The 15,985-nt window shown below is 65.4% G+C and carries 17 protein-coding genes and 1 pseudogene; 2 read left to right on the forward strand and 16 right to left on the reverse strand.

What is annotated here, in order from left to right; genetic code table 11:
• Positions 1-29: 29 nt before the first annotated feature.
• Together HMPREF2581_RS18385 and HMPREF2581_RS18390 are read right to left on the reverse strand one after the other, a co-directional pair.
• The gene (locus tag HMPREF2581_RS18385) at positions 30-917 is read right to left on the reverse strand and encodes an SDR family NAD(P)-dependent oxidoreductase (RefSeq protein WP_003087246.1); all 888 of its coding nucleotides are present in this window, start codon (positions 915-917) and stop codon (positions 30-32) included.
• Entirely contained in the window at positions 914-2,497 is a 1,584-nt protein-coding gene (locus HMPREF2581_RS18390) for a flavin-containing monooxygenase (RefSeq protein WP_003121915.1), read from the reverse strand. Before HMPREF2581_RS18390 ends, HMPREF2581_RS18385 begins: the two co-directional genes overlap by 4 nt.
• Before the next feature lie 121 nt (positions 2,498-2,618).
• On the opposite strand from HMPREF2581_RS18390, the pseudogene HMPREF2581_RS33585 reads away from it, so the two are divergent.
• Positions 2,619-2,786, forward strand: a pseudogene (locus tag HMPREF2581_RS33585) (TetR family transcriptional regulator); the annotation flags it as partial.
• Positions 2,787-3,311: 525 nt separating this feature from the next.
• Here HMPREF2581_RS33585 and mdtI read toward each other — a convergent pair.
• The 5 genes from mdtI to anr all read right to left on the reverse strand — a co-directional run bounded on the left by mdtI (position 3,312) and on the right by anr (position 6,856).
• Positions 3,312-3,641, reverse strand: a complete 330-nt coding sequence (gene mdtI / locus HMPREF2581_RS32285) for a multidrug/spermidine efflux SMR transporter subunit MdtI (RefSeq protein ID WP_003140209.1) — start codon at positions 3,639-3,641, stop codon at positions 3,312-3,314.
• Entirely contained in the window at positions 3,635-4,003 is a 369-nt protein-coding gene (locus HMPREF2581_RS18405; RefSeq protein WP_003087256.1) for a multidrug/spermidine efflux SMR transporter subunit MdtJ, read from the reverse strand. The genes mdtI and HMPREF2581_RS18405 overlap by 7 nt, the downstream gene beginning before the upstream one ends.
• 408 nt (positions 4,004-4,411) lie before the next feature.
• A complete protein-coding gene (locus tag HMPREF2581_RS18410; RefSeq protein ID WP_003087258.1) occupies positions 4,412-5,248 on the reverse strand; it encodes a metal-dependent hydrolase in 837 nt (278 codons plus the stop codon).
• A 239-nt stretch (positions 5,249-5,487) separates the two neighbouring features.
• A complete protein-coding gene (locus HMPREF2581_RS18415) occupies positions 5,488-6,036 on the reverse strand; it encodes an adenine phosphoribosyltransferase (protein WP_003087259.1) in 549 nt (182 codons plus the stop codon).
• Positions 6,037-6,121: 85 nt separating this feature from the next.
• A complete protein-coding gene (anr, locus tag HMPREF2581_RS18420) occupies positions 6,122-6,856 on the reverse strand; it encodes a transcriptional regulator Anr (protein ID WP_003087262.1) in 735 nt (244 codons plus the stop codon).
• 245 nt (positions 6,857-7,101) lie between these two features.
• Here anr and HMPREF2581_RS18425 point away from each other — a divergent pair, with 245 nt between their 5' ends.
• Positions 7,102-7,569 (forward strand): hypothetical protein, encoded by a 468-nt coding sequence (locus HMPREF2581_RS18425; RefSeq protein ID WP_003140206.1) that lies wholly within the window; start codon positions 7,102-7,104, stop codon positions 7,567-7,569.
• Between the two features lie 48 nt (positions 7,570-7,617).
• Here HMPREF2581_RS18425 and hemN read toward each other — a convergent pair whose 3' ends face one another.
• From hemN to HMPREF2581_RS18470, 9 genes are all read right to left on the reverse strand, one after another.
• Entirely contained in the window at positions 7,618-9,000 is a 1,383-nt protein-coding gene (gene hemN, locus HMPREF2581_RS18430) for an oxygen-independent coproporphyrinogen III oxidase (protein WP_003087267.1), read from the reverse strand.
• Positions 9,001-9,127: 127 nt separating this feature from the next.
• Positions 9,128-9,811, reverse strand: coding sequence for a sulfite exporter TauE/SafE family protein (locus HMPREF2581_RS18435; protein ID WP_003087270.1), 684 nt, complete (start codon positions 9,809-9,811; stop codon positions 9,128-9,130).
• On the reverse strand, positions 9,804-10,013 hold the full coding sequence (gene ccoS, locus HMPREF2581_RS18440) for a cbb3-type cytochrome oxidase assembly protein CcoS (protein WP_003087273.1): 210 nt from the start codon (positions 10,011-10,013) through the stop codon (positions 9,804-9,806). The genes HMPREF2581_RS18435 and ccoS overlap by 8 nt, the downstream gene beginning before the upstream one ends.
• Positions 9,992-12,427 carry a heavy metal translocating P-type ATPase gene (locus HMPREF2581_RS18445; RefSeq protein WP_003111083.1) on the reverse strand — a complete coding sequence of 812 codons (2,436 nt, stop codon included), beginning with the start codon at positions 12,425-12,427 and terminating at the stop codon, positions 9,992-9,994. Before HMPREF2581_RS18445 ends, ccoS begins: the two co-directional genes overlap by 22 nt.
• Entirely contained in the window at positions 12,424-12,963 is a 540-nt protein-coding gene (locus tag HMPREF2581_RS18450; RefSeq protein WP_003103941.1) for a FixH family protein, read from the reverse strand. Before HMPREF2581_RS18450 ends, HMPREF2581_RS18445 begins: the two co-directional genes overlap by 4 nt.
• Before the next feature lie 11 nt (positions 12,964-12,974).
• Positions 12,975-14,390: a cytochrome c oxidase accessory protein CcoG gene (gene ccoG, locus HMPREF2581_RS18455; protein ID WP_003087288.1), complete on the reverse strand. Its 1,416-nt coding sequence runs from the start codon at positions 14,388-14,390 to the stop codon at positions 12,975-12,977.
• Between the two features lie 218 nt (positions 14,391-14,608).
• A complete protein-coding gene (gene ccoP, locus HMPREF2581_RS18460) occupies positions 14,609-15,565 on the reverse strand; it encodes a cytochrome-c oxidase, cbb3-type subunit III (RefSeq protein ID WP_003087292.1) in 957 nt (318 codons plus the stop codon).
• The gene (locus tag HMPREF2581_RS18465) at positions 15,562-15,747 is read right to left on the reverse strand and encodes a CcoQ/FixQ family Cbb3-type cytochrome c oxidase assembly chaperone (RefSeq protein ID WP_003087298.1); all 186 of its coding nucleotides are present in this window, start codon (positions 15,745-15,747) and stop codon (positions 15,562-15,564) included. The genes ccoP and HMPREF2581_RS18465 overlap by 4 nt, the downstream gene beginning before the upstream one ends.
• Positions 15,748-15,752: 5 nt before the next feature.
• The coding region (locus tag HMPREF2581_RS18470; RefSeq protein WP_049262849.1) for a cbb3-type cytochrome c oxidase subunit II at positions 15,753-15,985 on the reverse strand (233 nt) is incomplete at its 5' end.

Consider the following 15,985-nt stretch of genomic DNA (forward strand, 5'->3'; position numbering starts at 1 on the left):
GCAGCCTAGCGGCTACCCGGCGGGCCTGTTCACTCGCTGGCTTCGCGGGCGCCCTGGGGGCTCTTCGGGCGCGGCGCGAAGCGCGCTGCCAGGCGCATGCTGGCGGTGACCACGCGCTGGTAGAGCACTGGCGCCAGGCGCAGCATCACGTCGATCGCGTGGGCGTCGGCGCCGATCAGGATGCGCCGGCTGTCGCGCTGCACGCCGCGCAGGATGACCTGGGCGGCCTTCTCCGGGGTGGTCCGCAGCAACTGGTCGTTGAATTGCTGGCGAGCCTTGTCGGCAGCTTGGCCGGTGACCTTGGCCATGCTCTCGTTCATTCGCGCGGTCTTGGCGATGTTGGTCTTGATCCCGCCGGGATGCACGCAACTGGCGGAGACGCCGGAGTCCTCCATGTCCAGTTCCTGGCGCAACGACTCGGTGAAGCCACGCACTGCGTACTTGGTGGCGTTGTAGGCGCTCATGCCGGGCTGGGCGAACAGCCCGAAGACGCTGGAGACATTGACCACGTGGCCGTTGCCGGAGGCCTTCAGGTGCGGAAGGAACGCCTTGGTGCCGTTCACCACGCCCCAGAAGTTGATGTTCATGATCCACTCGTATTCCGAGTAGTCGCTGCCTTCCACGGTACCGGCGTGGGCGACGCCCGCGTTGTTGAAGATCAGGTTCACCCGGCCATGTTCGCTGGCTGCCTTGTCGGCCCAGGCCTGCACCTGCTCGCGGTCGGCCACGTCGACGACCGCGGTGGAGACGCGTACCCCGCTGCTGGCGAGCAATTGGCGGGTTTCCTCGAGAGCTGCGGCATTGACGTCGGCCAGGGCCAGATGGCAACCCTGCCTGCCCAGCTCCACGGCCAGGGCGCGACCGATGCCCGAGCCTGCGCCGGTGATGGCGGCGACTTTGTTTTCGAACGACTTCATGCGGGTACCCCTTCGGCCTGTTGGCGGGCTTCGTTGCTCAGGGCGGCGAGCGGTGTCGTGGTGAGGTGGTAGGCGGAGGCGTCGAACTGCCGGGTCAGGGCACGGAAGCGCCAGGTGAATCCCGGCCACAGGGTGCAGTTGCGGCCGCTGACCGGATGCAGGTACCAGCTCTTGCAACCGCCCACGCTCCAGACGCTGCGGTCCAGCTTGCGCTGGAGGTATTCGTTGTAGCGTTCCTGCACCGGGGCCTTGACCTCGAGACTGAGCAGTTCGCGGCGCTTCATCAGCTTCAGCGCATCGAGGACGTAGGCGATCTGCGACTCGATCATGTAGACCATCGAGTTGTGGCCGAGGCCGGTGTTCGGTCCCATCAGGAAGAACAGGTTGGGGAAGCCGGCGGTGGTAGTGCCCTTGTAGGCTTCCGGGCCCTTGGTCCAGCTGTCCAGCAGGTCGCGGCCGTCGCGACCGAATACCACTCCGCGGGGGATAGGGTCGTTGGCGGTGAAGCCGGTACCGAAGATGATCGCGTCGACCTCGCGTTCCCGGCCGTTGCCGTCGACGATTCCGTTGGCGGTGACGGCGCGGATGCCTTCGGTGATCACCGTGGAATTGGCGGCAGCCAGGGCCGGATAGTAGTTGTGCGACATGAGGATGCGCTTGCAGCCGATGGTGTAGTCCGGCGTGACCTTGCGGCGCAGTTCCGGATCCTTGATCTGCTTGTGGATGTGGCGGATCGCCAGGCGCTGCACCAGCTTCATCACCTGCGGGGCGAAGGTGAAGCCCAGCACCCGCCCTTCGAGCAGGCTGTAGAGGCCGCCGCGCCAGAGCTTTTGCACCAGCGGGAAGCGCCGGAAGCGCCGGCGCTCGGTTTCGCTGATCGCCCGGTCGGGTTTGGGCAGGATCCATGGCGGAGTGCGCTGGTAGAGATCGAGCGCGGCCACCAGCGGCTGGATCTCCGGGACGAACTGGATCGCCGAGGCGCCGGTGCCGATCACCGCCACGCGCTTGCCCTTGAGGTCGTAGTCATGGTCCCACTGCTGGGAATGGAAGACCTTGCCCTGGAAGTTCTCCAGGCCATCGAGGCGCGGATAGGCCGGGGTGGACAGGCCGCCCATACCGGAAACCACGGCGTTCGCGGTGTAATGGTTGCCCTGGGCGTCATGCAGGTGCCAGAGGCTTTGCCGCTCGTCCCAGGCCAGTTTGCCGATCTCGGTGTTCAGCAGGGTCTTTTCCTGCAAGCGGTATTTTTCCCAGCACTTCTCCAGATAGGCGCGGATTTCCGGCTGGCGGGCGAACATCCGCGTCCACTCCGGGTTCGCTTCGAAGGAGAAGGAATAGACGTGGGATTGCACGTCGCAGGCGCAGCCAGGGTAGTTGTTGACTCTCCAGGTGCCGCCGACGCCGGCGTCCTTTTCGAAGATCAGGAAGTCGTCCTCGCCTTCCTGGCGGAGACGGATCGCCATCCCCAGCCCGGAGAAACCGGTGCCGATGATGGCGACCTTGCAGTGCCGGGCGGCGGCAGGGGTGGGTTGGGTACTCATGGCCAAGCTCCTGTTATGATTGTTTGCTGGCGTATACACTCGTCTACCTGCGAATGTAGACATCTGTATACTTCAGGGTCAAGCCAACCTTAGGTAGGGTCGGGGCGGCGCAACGGCCGAACCTGTGGCGCATGGAAACAACCAGGTGGAACAGAGCGATATGAACGAAACGAAGGACAGGGTTGCCGACGCTCCCGGCAAACGCGCCTTGCTGGAGGCGGCCTTGCGCCTGGGCAGCAGCAGCCGCAGCCTGGGGGCCATCGGCTTGCGCGAGCTGGCGCGCGAGGCGGGCCTGAATCCGAACACCTTCTATCGGCATTTCCGCGATATCGACGATCTTGGCCTGACCATGATCCGCGACATCTCTACCCAGCTGCGCCAGCCGCTGCGCCAGCTTCGCCGCGAGGCCGCGACCCGTGCGGCGCCTTGTGCCAGGCCGCAGACGACACCGTTCGGCCTGGACCTGGAAAGGGGGCGGCGGGTCTGCCGGGAGACGGTGCGGCTGTTCTTCGACTTCGTGGAGAGCAATCCCGCCGCGTTCATCGTCGGCGTGCGCGAACTGCATGGGGCTTCGCCGGTGCTGCGTGGTGCCCTGCGTCAGATCATGGATGAGTTCGCCGAGGACATGTCGGAGGACATCATCGAATTCAGGTTGTTGCCGGCGGTGAGCGAGGCGACCATCCGCCGCCTCTCCAGCCTGATCGGCCGCCAGCTGTTTCAGTTGTCGCTGGACTATATCGGCCAGCCGGAGCGGCGTCGGGAAATCTGCGCCCTGGGCGAGGAACAGATACTGCTGTTGTTCACCGGCGCCGCGGTCCTGCAGATGATGGGCGTTTCGTTGGACGCCGAGGCGTCAGGCCAGCTTGAGCAGGCTCATGCCGACCAGCAGCAGCAACAGGCCGAGCCAGCCGCGCCAGGCCAGGCGCTGGCCGAACAGCGCCCAGCCCATGGCGACGGTGGCGAGGATACCGAAGCCGCCCCAGATCGCATAGGCGAGTGACAGCTCGATGTCCTTCACCGCCTGCGCCAGCGCGGTGAAGGCGGCCATCACGCAGAGGATCGAGGCGATCCCGAGGCCGCGCCTGCGGAAACCGTCGGAGTATTTCAACAGCAGGTTGGCGACGACCTCGAGGGCGATCGCCAGGCCGAGCCAGGCGAAGGGAATCCAGTTCAGGGTCAGCATGTGACGGCCTCCCCACGGGGCTGCGCCGGCGTGCCGCTGGCGTTGCGGGTGCCGGACTTGATCAGCAGGATGCCGGCGATCATCACGCCGAGGCCGACGGCCTTGTACAGGCCGATGCTTTCGCCCAGCCAGGCGACGCTGACCGCCGTGATCAGGACGATGCCAATGCCTTCCCAAAGGGCGTAGGCGACTCCGACGGGGACACGCTTGACCGCCAGGGCGAGGAAGAAATAGGACAGGCCGATCATCCCGTACATCAGCAGCATGCCTGCGACAGGGGCGTGGGTGGCGGCCAGTTTCATCGAGGTGGTGCCGATCACTTCGGCGCCGATAGCCAGTAACAGATAGATCCAGGAACGCATGTTGCCCTCCCATGGGCACCGCGGAATGGAGGCCGCGGCCAAAGATGACGAAGAGCGGTGGCGAGGGGCGGGAAAGACCCCGAAGCGCAGGGGCGGTCGCCACCGACAGCAGGTGTCGAGGGAGGGAGCTAGAGGTCGCCGGTCCAGTGACGCTCGCGGGAGACCAGACGGGAAGTGGGGAGAGGTAATGCCTTAGTGTTCAACATAATGAACATGATATTACCTCAGGGCATCGTAAAAAGCCAATCGATAGGAATTGACTAATTATTTCCTCCGTAAAATGGCGGATTCAGGAACGGTAGTCGAAACGGAGGCTTTTCCGTGTGCAATATCCTGTTCTTCTCTCGAATAAGAAACGCCAGGCGGGGCCTGGCGTCGGGGGCGGAGCGGCACTGGCGGAGGCGGGCTTCAATCGGCGAAGGCCAGTTTGTCCTTCCAGTATTTCTCCAGTTTCGCGGTGTCGTGGTCGCTGGGGTGGAAGCCCGGCCGGTAGTAGTCCAGGTAGGGCAGCAGCAGGCGGGTGAAGAAGCCCTTGCGCAGGCCGAACAGGGTGCCCAGGCCATGCTTCCAGGAGCGCCAGTTGAACAATTGGCCGTCCTTGCGTAGCAGGTCGAGCTGGAACCAGCCGATGACGCCGAAGAACATCAGGGTGGTCAGCATCATCACCAGAACCCGGGTGAAGTAGCCGCCGTAGACTTTCTGGTACACATCGTAGGCGACATTCTTGTGTTCGTTCTCCTCGATGGCATGCCACATCCACAGCTTGTACATCTTCGGCGACTGCATCTGGATGGTCAGGTCTTCGCGCTTGAGCAACTGCGCGGCCATGGTCGCGGTGAAATGCTCGAGGGCGCAGGTGATCGCCAACTGGTGTTTCCTGGTGGTGACCTTGCTGACGTTTTCCAGCAGGACCTTGATCCGCAGTTCGAGGCACTCCAGGTCGACCCCGTGCTCCTCGGCATATTCGTTGTAGGCGGCATGCTCCTTCGAGTGCATCGCCTCCTGGCCGATGAAGGCGCTGACGTCCTTCTTCAGTTGCGGATCCTCCAGGCGGTCGCGCACCGCGCGCACGCTATCGACGAAGAATTTTTCGCCGTAGGGGAAGAGCGAGGACAGGTTGTTCATGAACTGGGTCATGAAGGGTTGGCCGTCCCACCAGTACTTCGGGGTTTCGCTGAAGCTGAAATCCATCCGCCGCACGGGGAAATTGGCGCGAACCGGGGAGGCGGTGCCAGTGGCAGTCATGGCTAACTCCTTTTGTTGTTCTGGGGAGGGGAAACGCGCAGGTTTCCTCGGGTTCCCTATGGCGAGCTCGCTATAACACCTCTGAATGTGTCATTAGCTGATGTAATTATTGCAGGATTGTCCAACAGCGGGAGGTCATTCCTGGCCATTTCGAAGTCATTAATGGCCAGGTCGGCTCGACCAGACGGAAGATGGGGCGCAAGGAGCGAACGCGGGGCGCCAGGGCGCGCCCCGGCGTATCAACGCTCGTCGAGAGCGAACGCGGTGAGACTGAAGGTGGAGATGCCGGCGTCCTGCAGGCGAGTGGAGCCGCCGAGTTCCGGCAGGTCGATGATCGCCGCGGCCTCGAAGACCCTGGCCCCGAGGCGTCGTACCAGGCTCGCGGCCGCCAGCAGGGTCCCGCCGGTGGCGATGAGGTCGTCGAAGATCAGTACGCTGTCGCCTTCGCAGAGGCTGTCGGCATGTACTTCGAGGAAGGCCTCGCCGTATTCGGTCTGGTAGCCCTCGGCGAGTACGTCGGCGGGTAGCTTGCCCTGCTTGCGGAACAGGACCAGCGGCTTGTTCAGCGCATAGGCCACCGCCGAGCCGATGAGGAAGCCGCGGGCATCCATGGCGCCGATGTGGCTGAAATCGGCCTCGATGTAGCGCTGGACGAAGCTGTCCACGGTCATGCGCAGCGCGCGTGGCGACTGGAACAGCGGGGTGATGTCGCGGAACACCACGCCGGGCTTGGGAAAGTCCGGCACGGCGCGGATCTGCGACTTGAGGGTGAACTCGTCGAAAATCATGGAAGATCCTGGGCTGGGCGTTTTTCGGGGCCCATCATACAACGGGCCCGCGCTGAGGCGGGCCCGTTGGCGGTTCGCAGGCGCTTCAGCCTTCCAGCTGGCCGCCGGCGAGGGCGCACAGCTCGATGGAGTCGAGGATGTGCACTTCCTTGCCTTCCGCGCTGATCAGGCCGTTCTGCTGGAAGCGGGTGAAGACCCGCGACACGGTTTCTACGGCCAGGCCGAGATAGTTGCCGATCTCGTTGCGCGACATGGCCAGGCGGAACTGCTGGGCGGAGAAGCCACGGGCACGGAAGCGCGCCGACAGGTTGACCAGGAAGGTGGCGATGCGCTCGTCGGCAGTCTTCTTCGACAGCAGCAGCATCATCTGCTGGTCATCGCGGATTTCCCGGCTCATCAGGCGCATCAGTTGGCGGCGCAGTTGCGGCAGCTGCTCGGACAGTTCGTCCAGGCGCTCGAAGGGAATCTCGCAGACCGAGGTGGTTTCCAGGGCCTGGGCGGATACCGGATAGGTCTCGGTATCCATCCCGGACAGGCCGACCAGCTCGCTGGGCAGGTGGAAGCCGGTGATCTGCTCTTCGCCGGCATCGGTGATGCTGAAGGTTTTCAGGGCGCCGGAGCGCACGGCAAAGACCGAGCCGAAAGGATCGCCCTGGCGGAACAGGAATTCGCCTTTCTTCAGGGGACGACCGCGCTTGACGATCTCGTCCAGCGAATCCATGTCTTCCACGGTCAGCGACAGGGGGAGGCACAGCGGGGCCAGACTGCAATCCTTGCAGTGTGCTTGGGGCAGTGCGCGCACCTTGATGGTTTCGGCCATTGAGGGGTCCTTGCTAGGTTAAAGGCACAACAGGAGTAAGGGTAACGCAGCCGCGATGCGGGTGCCAGCCATAGGTCTGGCAACGATCATTTCTGACAGGCCGATGGCGTTTCCAATCAGTGACTTGCGTCAAACAACTGCGACTACCTGTCGCACCCTGTCAAGGGGCGACGAAAAGGGGGCTCAAGTTCGCGACGCGTGGGCCGATCCAATGGAAGAATTCCATTTTTCCCGGAGTGACTGGAATGTTGACCCTCAGTGGCTGGATCACCACCCAGGTGCCGCCCTCGTCGCGCGCCGCCGCGGATGCCAAGGCCGCGCGGACCGGCACCGCCGAGCAGGCGGAAGACCCGGCCGCCGGTACCGACGCCGCCGATCAGCATGTACGGCTTTCCCAGGCAGGGCGCGAGCTGGCCGCCACCATGGGGGTGCCGGTGGAGGAGGAGGACGAGGATATCCCGCAGGAGTTGCGGCCGATGGTGAAGATGATCCGCGAGTTGAAGAAGAAGATCGAAGAGAAGCTCAGGGAGCTGCAGGAGGCCATGAGGTCGTCCGATCCGGGGGCGAAGGAGGCTCGCGTGCCTGAGTTGCAGAAGGAGTTGCAACAACTCAACTCCGCCCTGCAGACGGCAACGGCAGCGATGGCATCGGCCATCAAGGAGATGGGTATCAGCGACCCGGCGCTGATCATGAGGGTCATGGGCAGCCGGTAGAAGGGGCGGGGATTCACCGCCCTGTCGTGCGGGCAGGGCGGTGCGCTTTCAGATCACCCGGGAGAAGCGCTGCCGGTTGAGGCTGGGCAGGTAGCGGTCGAACAGCATGCAGATCGAACGCACCAGCAGACGCCCGGAGGAGGTGATGTCGATGCCCTTGGCGTCCAGGCGGATCAGGCCGTCGGCGGCGAAGCGTTCGAGGTCGGGCCACAGCTCGGCGAAGTAGCTGCGGAAGTCGATGCCGAACTCCGTCTCGATATCCTCGAAGGCCAGTTCAAAGTGGCAGATCAGTTGCTGGATCACCGCGCGCCGCACCCGGTCGTCGCTGTTGCAGTGCAGGCCGCGACGGATCGCCAACTGGCCGTTGTCGAGGCTGGTCTGGTAGTCGTTGATGTCGCTGCTGTTCTGGCTGTAGAGGTCGCCGATCTGGCTGATCGCCGAGACCCCGAGACCTACCAGGTCACAGTGCCCGTGCGTGGTGTAGCCCTGGAAATTGCGTTGCAGGGTGCCGTCTTCCTGGGCGCTGGCCAGCTCGTCGTCGGGCAGGGCGAAGTGATCCATGCCGATATAGCGGTAGCCCGCCGCGGCGAGTTGCTCGGTGGTGCGCTGGAGCATTTCCAGCTTCTGGCCCGGGCTCGGCAGGTCGTCGGCGTTGATCCGCCGCTGCGGCATGAAACGCTCGGGCAGGTGGGCGTAGTTGAACACCGAGAGGCGATCCGGCTGTAGCGCGATCACTTCGTCGACCGTGCGGGCGAAGCTGTCCGGCGTCTGTTTCGGCAGTCCGTAGATCAGGTCGAGGTTGATCGAGCGGTACTGCAGGGTGCGCGCGGCCTCGACGATGGTACGGGTCTCCTCCGGGGTCTGCATGCGGTTGACCGCCTTCTGCACCTCCATGTCGAAGTCCTGTACGCCGAGGCTGACGCGGTTGAAACCGAGTTCGCGGAGCAGGCCCATGGTCGACCAGTCGGCCTCGCGTGGGTCGATCTCGATGCCGTAGTCGCCCGAATCGTCGTCCAGCAGGTTGAGGTGGGTGCGCAATTGCGACATGAGTTCGCGCAACTGGCCGGGACTGAGGAAGGTCGGGGTTCCGCCACCGAAGTGCAGTTGCTCGACCACCTGCTCGCGGGAGAGGTGGCGGCTGACGATCTCGATCTCGCGGACCAGGCGCGCGAGGTACGGCGCGCTGCGCCCGCGATCCTTGGTGATCACCTTGTTGCAGGCGCAGTAGTAGCAGATGTTGGCGCAGAACGGGATGTGCACGTAGAGCGACAGGGGGTGTCCGGCCTTCCGGCTGTCGCGCAGGGCGTGCAACTGGTCGAACGGGCCGATGCCTTCGTGGAACTGCACGGCGGTCGGATAGGAGGTGTAACGCGGGCCGGAAAGGTCGTAGCGCCGAATCAGGTCAGCGTCCCAGCGAATGGTGTCGAGCATGCCAGAGATCCCCAGTTGGCGAGCTTTAGTCGGGAAGTCTAGGGATTGCGCCGGGAAGGCCTGTTGATTTGTATCAAGCGGGTGAATGTATACAGGATGTGTCGCCCGATGTTGGGACGGGCGTCCGTCAATGCCCCATCAGCCAGGCCTGGTGCGGTCCTGGGAGGGTCCAGAGGCCGAAGAGGATGACCATCAGGCCGCCCACGATGCGTACGCCGCGACGGCGCAGCAGGGCGGTCACCCGTTCGGCGGCCATGCCGGTGGCCAGCAGAACCGGCCAGGTGCCGAGGCCGAACGCCAGCATCAGCAGCGCGCTGTCCAGTGCCGATCCCTGGCTGGTGGCCCAGAGCAGGGTGCTGTAGACCAGCCCGCAGGGCAGCCAGCCCCAGATCGCTCCGAGCAGCAGGGCCCGTGGCAGGCTGGAGACCGGCAGCAGGCGCCGGGCGAAGGGTTCCAGGTGGCGCCAGAGGCCGCGACCGAGCGCCTCGACGCGGGTCAGGCCGCTCCACCAGCCGGCCAGGTAGAGTCCCATGGCGATCAGCAGCAGCCCGGCGACCACCCGCAGCGCGCCGGCCAACGGGGTGCGCGCCACCGCCCAGCCGGCCAGGCCGAGCAGCAGGCCGGCGCAGGCGTAGCTGAGGATGCGGCCGAGGTTGTAGGCCAGCAGCAGGCGCAGACGACGGCCGCGCTGTTCGGCGGGAATGGCCAGGGTCAGGGCGCCCATCAGGCCGCCGCACATGCCCAGGCAGTGGCCTCCCCCGAGCAGGCCGAGGATCAGCGCGGAAACCAGCAACGGCGCCAGTTCAGCCACGCGGTCGGTCCTCGGGTTTCGACGGCTTCTCCGCTTCGTCGACGCCGGCCTGGTGCTTCGGGTCTTCGTCGTCGAAGAGAATGCTGTGGGCGGGGCCGTCGAGATCGTCGTACTGGCCGCTGTCCACCGCCCAGAAGAACACGTAGATGGCGATGGCGACGATGACGATCGCGACGGGGATCAGGATGTAGAGCGCGGCCATACGGACCTCGGCGAAGGGATTCGGGTCAGCCGCAGGGCGTTGACCACCACCAGCAGCGAACTGACCGACATGCCGATCGCCGCCCAGCCCGGGGTGATCCAGCCGAGCGCGGCGAAGGGCAGGACCAGGCCATTGTACAGGCTGGCCCAGGCCAGGTTCTCGATGATGATATGGCGGGTGCGGCGCGCCAGCCGGAAAGCCTGCACCAGGCTGTCCAGGCGGTTGGACAGGAGCACCGCGTCGGCGCTGGTCTTGGCCAGGTCGGTGGCGCTGCCCATGGCGACGCTGATGTCGGCACCGGCGAGCACCGGTACGTCGTTGACTCCGTCGCCGAGCATCAGCACCCGGCGGCCCTCGCCGTGCAGGCGTTCGAGCATGGCCAGCTTGTCGTCCGGGGTCAGGCCGCCGCGGGCTTCGTCGATGCCCAGTTCGGCAGCGACGCTGGCGACCATCGGCGAGGCGTCGCCGGATAGCAGGAGGGTGCGCCAGCCGCGCGCCTTGCAGGCGGCGAGCAGGGCGGGGGCGTCGCTGCGCAGGCGGTCGTCGAGACCGAACCAGGCCAGCGGTCCCTGCTCGTCGCCGAGCAGCAGCCACTGTCCGGAGTCGCCGGGCATCGCGGGCGTGGCGCTGCCGCCCAGGTTGCTGACGAAGGCGGCCTGGCCGATGCGCAGGCGGCGGCCTTCCACCAGGCCTTCGAGGCCCAGTCCCGGATGGCTTGCGACGCTGTCGGCGGCCTCCGGCGCACGGCCGAAGGCGCGGGCGATGGGGTGTTCGGAACGGTTCTCGAGGGCGGCGGCGAGGGCCAGGCAGCGATCCGCGTCGAGATCGCGCAGGGGTAGCACCTGCTTGAGCGTCAGGCGGCCTTCGGTGAGGGTGCCGGTCTTGTCGAAGATTACCGTGTCGATGTGGTTCAGCCCTTCCAGCACGTGCCCGCGCGTGATCAGCAGGCCGAGCTTGTGCAGGCTGCCGGTGGCCGCGGTGAGCGCGGTGGGCGTGGCCAGCGACAGGGCGCAGGGGCAGGTGGCGACCAGCAGCGACAGCACCACCCAGAAGGCGCGCTGGTGGTCGACCTGCCACCACAGCGCGCCGACCGCTGCGGCGACCAGCAGGACGATGAGCAGGAACCACTGCGCCACCTTGTCGGCCAGTTCCGCCAGGCGCGGCTTGTCCGCCTGGGCGCGTTCCAGCAGGCGGACGATGGCCGACAGGCGGCTGTCGTCGCCAAGGGCGCCGACCTCGACGGTCAGCGGCCCCTCGACGTTCAGGGTACCGCCGGTGACGGTGTCGCCGGCCTGGCGTGGATGGGGCAGGTACTCGCCGGTGAGCAGCGACTCGTCGACGCTGGACTGGCCGTCGAGGATCACTCCGTCGGCCGGCAGCACGGCGCCTGGCGGTACCAGCACGCGGTCGCCGACGCGCAGTTCGCTGAGCAGGATGCGCTCGCCCTGGTTGGCGGCGTCCAGGCGCAGGCAGGACGCCGGCAGCAGGTTGACCAGTTGCGCGGTGGAGGCGGCGGTGCGCTCCCGCGCGCGGCGTTCGAGGTAGCGGCCGGCGAGGAGGAACAGGGCGAACATGCCGACCGCGTCGAAATACAGCTCGCCCTGGCCGGTGATCGTCGACCAGATGCCGGCGACGTAGGCGCCGCCGATCGCCAGCGACACCGAGACGTCCATGGTCAGGTGGCGGGTGCGCAGGTCGCGCAGGGCGCCACGGAAGAACTGGCCGCAGCAGTAGAAGACGATCGGCGTGGTGAGGATCAGGCTGACCCAGCGCAGGATGCGGTCCATGCCGGCGGAAAGGTCGAGGTTGAATTCCGGCCAGGTCGCCATCACCGCCATCATCACCTGGATCCACAGCAGCCCGGCGACACCGAGCTGGCGCAGGGCGCGGCGGTTCTCCATGGCCAGGCGCTCGGTGGCGTGGTCGGGTTGGTAGGGATGGCCGGCATAGCCGATCTGGCGCAGTTCGCCGAGCAACTGGCTGAGCGGCAACTGGCTGTCCTGCCAGCGCACGTGCAGGCGATGGTTGGACAGGTTGAGCCGCGCCTCGGCCACGCCAGGCAACTGGCGCAGGTGCTTCTCGATCAGCCAGCCGCAGGCGGCGCAACTGATGCCTTCGATCATCAGGCTGGTTTCCGCCAGCTCGCCCTCATGGCGGACGAAGCCGCCCTGTACGTCCGGGCGGTCGTAGAGCTGCAACTCTTCGCTGAGCGCCTTGGGCAAGGCCTCGGGGTTGGCGGCGTTTTCGCTGCGGTGCCGGTAGTAGCTTTCCAGGCCGCCGGCGACGATGGCCTCGGCCACCGCCTGGCAGCCCGGACAGCACATGGCCCGCGTCTCGCCGAGCACGCGGGCCTCGAAGCGGCTGCCGGCGGGGACCGGCAAGCCGCAGTGGTAGCAGGGCAGGGGGGCGCTCATGGGCGCTTCGCTTCTGCTCCCTGGAGCGGTTCGTCACCCAGCTCCATGACCACGGTCGGCGATACCACCTCTTCCTCGAACAGGCGCCACTGGCCGCTGCCTTCCTGGCCGAGCAGTTCGACGAAGCGACGGCCCTCGACGGCGTCGGTCAGTTGCCCGACGTAGCGCTCGCGGTCGGAGTTGCTGCGCAGCAGCTCCACGCGGCGGTCCTTCTCCGGCTGGGTCGGCGAGATCAGGTTGAGGGTGAGTTGCTCCGGACGGCTGTTGCCGGTCAGTCGCACTTCGACTTCGCCGGTCAGGTCGTCGACCTTGACCTTGGCGTGCACTTGCAGGCGTACGGCCAGGTTCTCGCGTTCCAGGGAGCGGTTGATGCCCTTGCCGGCCTCGTAGTAGTTGTCGGTGACCAGGGTGTCCTGGTTGCGCACCGCGATGGTGACCAGGCTCAGCCCGAGCACCACCGAGGTCGCCAGGAGGGCCACGATGAACCAGGCCCAGAAGTGTTTGTACCAGGGTTGAGGGTGGGTCTCGGACTGCATGCTCAAGTTACTCAACGGGTGCGTGGGCCAATGAAGCGACTCTTCGCTTCTTTATGGATGCTCGGGTCGTCGGCCGACTCGATGGTGAAGACGATCTCGTTGGTGGTCGAAGGCAGCTTCTCCGGCTCGATGGACAGTTCCATCGGCAGGTTGAGGATGTCGCCCGCCGCCACCTTCAGCTCGCGCCGGCCTTCCAGGGTCAGGCCTTCGAGGCCCTTGGCGCCGAGGATGTAGGTGTGGTCCTGCTGATCCTTGTTCATGATCTTCAGGCTGTACACGTTCTCGATGCGGCCGAGTTCGTTCTCGCGGTAGAGCACGCGGTCCTTGCTGACGTCGAAGCCGACCAGCGGACGCAGGACCACCGCGGTGATCAGGGCGGAGATCATCAGCACCAGGGCGATGGCGTAGCCGATCAGGCGCGGCCGGGCCAGGTGGGTCTTCTGGCCGTTGAGGTTGTGCTCGGTGGTGTAGCTGATCAGCCCTTTCGGGTAGTTCATCTTCTCCATGATGCTGTCGCAGGCGTCGATGCACGCGGCGCAGCCGATGCACTCGATCTGCAGGCCGTCGCGGATGTCGATGCCGGTCGGGCAGACCTGCACGCACATCGTGCAGTCGATGCAGTCGCCCAGGCCCTGGGCCTTGTAGTCGAGGGACTTCTTGCGCGGGCCGCGCTTCTCGCCACGACGCGGATCGTAGGAGACGATCAGGGTGTCCTTGTCGAACATCACGCTCTGGAAGCGCGCGTAGGGGCACATGTAGATGCACACCTGCTCGCGCAGCCAGCCGGCGTTGCCGTAGGTGGCCAGGGTGAAGAAGCCGACCCAGAAGTAGGCCCAGCCGTCGGCCTGGCCGGTGAGCAGCTCGGGAATCAGCTCGCGGATCGGCGAGAAGTAGCCGACGAAGGTCAGGCCGGTGACCAGGCCGATCAGCAGCCACAGGCTGTGCTTGGCGGTCTTGCGCAGCAGCTTGTTGCCGCTCATCGGGGCCTTGTCCAGCTTGATGCGCTGGTTGCGGTCGCCTTCGGTGACCTTCTCGCACCACATGTAGATCCAGGTCCATACGCTCTGCGGGCAGGTATAGCCGCACCAGACGCGGCCGGCGAACACGGTGATGAAGAACAGGCCGAAGGCGCAGACGATCAGCAGCCAGGACAGCAGCATGAAGTCCTGCGGCCAGAAGGTGGCGCCGAAGATGTAGAACTTGCGCTCGGGCAGGTCCCACCAGACGGCCTGGCGACCGCTCCAGTTGAGCCAGACGGTTCCGAAGTAGAGGAGGAAGAGCGCCGCACCGCCCACCATGCGCAGTCGGCGGAAGATACCGGTGAAGGCCCGGGTGTAGATCTTCTCGCGCTTGGCGTAGAGATCGTTGTTATTGGTGTCGCCCTTGGCAGGCGGGGTGACGTCTTGAACGGGAATCTGTTTGCTCATCAGTGCGTACCACGGCAGTGGGGGGCGCCCGGCCGGTACATGCCGACAGGGTCAGAAAATAGTTGCACGCCTACTGATTATACGCCTGATCTATCAGGCTTTTTGCGGTAACTGTGCGACTTTTGGTCGCGTATTGTCCCATTCGCGCTTTTCTTTTGCACAAAATAAAACGGCGCCGGGGTTGCCGGCGCCGTCTGGGTCGTGGGGGAGGGGAGCGCTTATTCGGCGCTCTTCTCGCCGTGCGACAGGCTGTATACGTAGGCGGCCAGCAGGTGCACCTTGTCGTTGCCCAGGTGTTCCTGTTGCGCCGGCATCACGCCCTGGCGACCGTAGCGGATGGTCTGCTGCAGTTGCGCGAAGCTGGAGCCGTAGATGAACGCGCCGGGGTGGGTCAGATCGGGAGCGCCCATCGCTGGGGTGCCCTTGCCTTCCGGACCGTGGCAGGCGACGCAGGTGGTGGCGAAGACCTGCTTGCCGGCCTCGATGTCTGCCTTGGCGCCTTCCGGCAGCTTGCGGCCATCCATCTGGGTGAGGACGAAAGCGGCGACGTTCTTCACGCCTTCCTCGCCGATCACTTCACCCCAGGCCGGCATGGCGGCGTGGCGGCCAGCCATGATGGTGGTCTTGATGGTTTCCGGCTCGCCGCCCCAGCGCCAGTCGGCGTCGGTCAGGTTGGGGAAGCCGTAGGCGCCCTTGGCGTCGGAGCCGTGGCAGATCGAGCAGTTGGAGGCGAACAGGCGACCGCCCATTTTCACCGCCTGCGGATCCTTGGCGACTTCCTCGATGGGCATCGCGGCGAACTTGGCGAAGATCGGGCCGTATTTCTCGTCGGCCTTGGCCATTTCCTTTTCCCACTGGTGGACGCCGGTCCAGCCTTTTTCCTTGTCGGCGAATTCGTCGGCGGACTGGTAGCCCGGCATCAGGCCTTTCCAGGTGCCCAGGCCCGGGTACAGGGCCAGGTAGCCCACGGCGAACACCAGGGTGCCGACGAACAGCATGAACCACCACTTCGGCAGCGGGTTGTCGTACTCCTCGATGCCGTCGTAGGAGTGGCCCACGGTCTCGTCGGTGGTGCTGCTGCGCTGGCCCTTGCGGGTGGCGAAGATCAGCCAGGTCAGCGCCAGCAGGGTGCCGAGGGTGAGAGCTGTAATGTACAGACTCCAGAAGGTCGTCATTCTTTGTTACTCCTAGAAGCTTGCTCGACGTGCTTTTTGGCTTCGGGATCGTCTGCGAAGGGCAGCATCGTCGCTTCGTCGAAGCTCTTCTTGCGCTTGCCGCTGTAGGCCCAGATCACCAGGCCGATGAAGGCGACCATGATCACCACGGTGCCCAGTCCACGCAGAGTCCCGATATCCATCACACTCACCGTTTGCTCTTGATAGAGGTTCCCAGGCCTTGAAGGAACGCCACCAGGGCGTCCATCTCGGTCTTGCCCTTCACGGCTTCACGTGCACCGGCGATGTCCTCGTCGGTGTAAGGCACGCCCAGCTTGCGCAGGACTTCCATCTTGGTGGCGGTGTCCTTGCCATCAAGCTTGTTCTCTACCAGCCACGGGTAGGCAGGCATCTTCGACTCGGGCACCACGTTGCGCGGGT

Origin of the sequence: Pseudomonas sp. HMSC057H01 (assembly GCF_001836405.1) — a bacterium.
Taxonomy (GTDB): Bacteria; Pseudomonadota; Gammaproteobacteria; order Pseudomonadales; family Pseudomonadaceae; genus Pseudomonas; species Pseudomonas aeruginosa.

Excerpts from the sequence above, each read along its gene's own strand:
- HMPREF2581_RS18385 (WP_003087246.1), bottom strand. The coding sequence starts at position 917 with ATGAAGTCGTTCGAAAACAAAGTCGCCGCCATCACCGGCGCAGGCTCG.
- mdtI (WP_003140209.1), bottom strand. The coding sequence starts at position 3,641 with ATGCTGACCCTGAACTGGATTCCCTTCGCCTGGCTCGGCCTGGCGATC.
- HMPREF2581_RS18405 (WP_003087256.1), bottom strand. The coding sequence starts at position 4,003 with ATGCGTTCCTGGATCTATCTGTTACTGGCTATCGGCGCCGAAGTGATC.
- HMPREF2581_RS18410 (WP_003087258.1), bottom strand. The coding sequence starts at position 5,248 with ATGACTGCCACTGGCACCGCCTCCCCGGTTCGCGCCAATTTCCCCGTG.
- HMPREF2581_RS18415 (WP_003087259.1), bottom strand. The coding sequence starts at position 6,036 with ATGATTTTCGACGAGTTCACCCTCAAGTCGCAGATCCGCGCCGTGCCG.
- anr (WP_003087262.1), bottom strand. The coding sequence starts at position 6,856 with ATGGCCGAAACCATCAAGGTGCGCGCACTGCCCCAAGCACACTGCAAG.
- HMPREF2581_RS18425 (WP_003140206.1), top strand. The coding sequence starts at position 7,102 with ATGTTGACCCTCAGTGGCTGGATCACCACCCAGGTGCCGCCCTCGTCG.
- hemN (WP_003087267.1), bottom strand. The coding sequence starts at position 9,000 with ATGCTCGACACCATTCGCTGGGACGCTGACCTGATTCGGCGCTACGAC.
- ccoS (WP_003087273.1), bottom strand. The coding sequence starts at position 10,013 with ATGGCCGCGCTCTACATCCTGATCCCCGTCGCGATCGTCATCGTCGCC.
- HMPREF2581_RS18445 (WP_003111083.1), bottom strand. The coding sequence starts at position 12,427 with ATGAGCGCCCCCCTGCCCTGCTACCACTGCGGCTTGCCGGTCCCCGCC.
- HMPREF2581_RS18450 (WP_003103941.1), bottom strand. The coding sequence starts at position 12,963 with ATGCAGTCCGAGACCCACCCTCAACCCTGGTACAAACACTTCTGGGCC.
- ccoG (WP_003087288.1), bottom strand. The coding sequence starts at position 14,390 with ATGAGCAAACAGATTCCCGTTCAAGACGTCACCCCGCCTGCCAAGGGC.
- ccoP (WP_003087292.1), bottom strand. The coding sequence starts at position 15,565 with ATGACGACCTTCTGGAGTCTGTACATTACAGCTCTCACCCTCGGCACC.
- HMPREF2581_RS18465 (WP_003087298.1), bottom strand. The coding sequence starts at position 15,747 with ATGGATATCGGGACTCTGCGTGGACTGGGCACCGTGGTGATCATGGTC.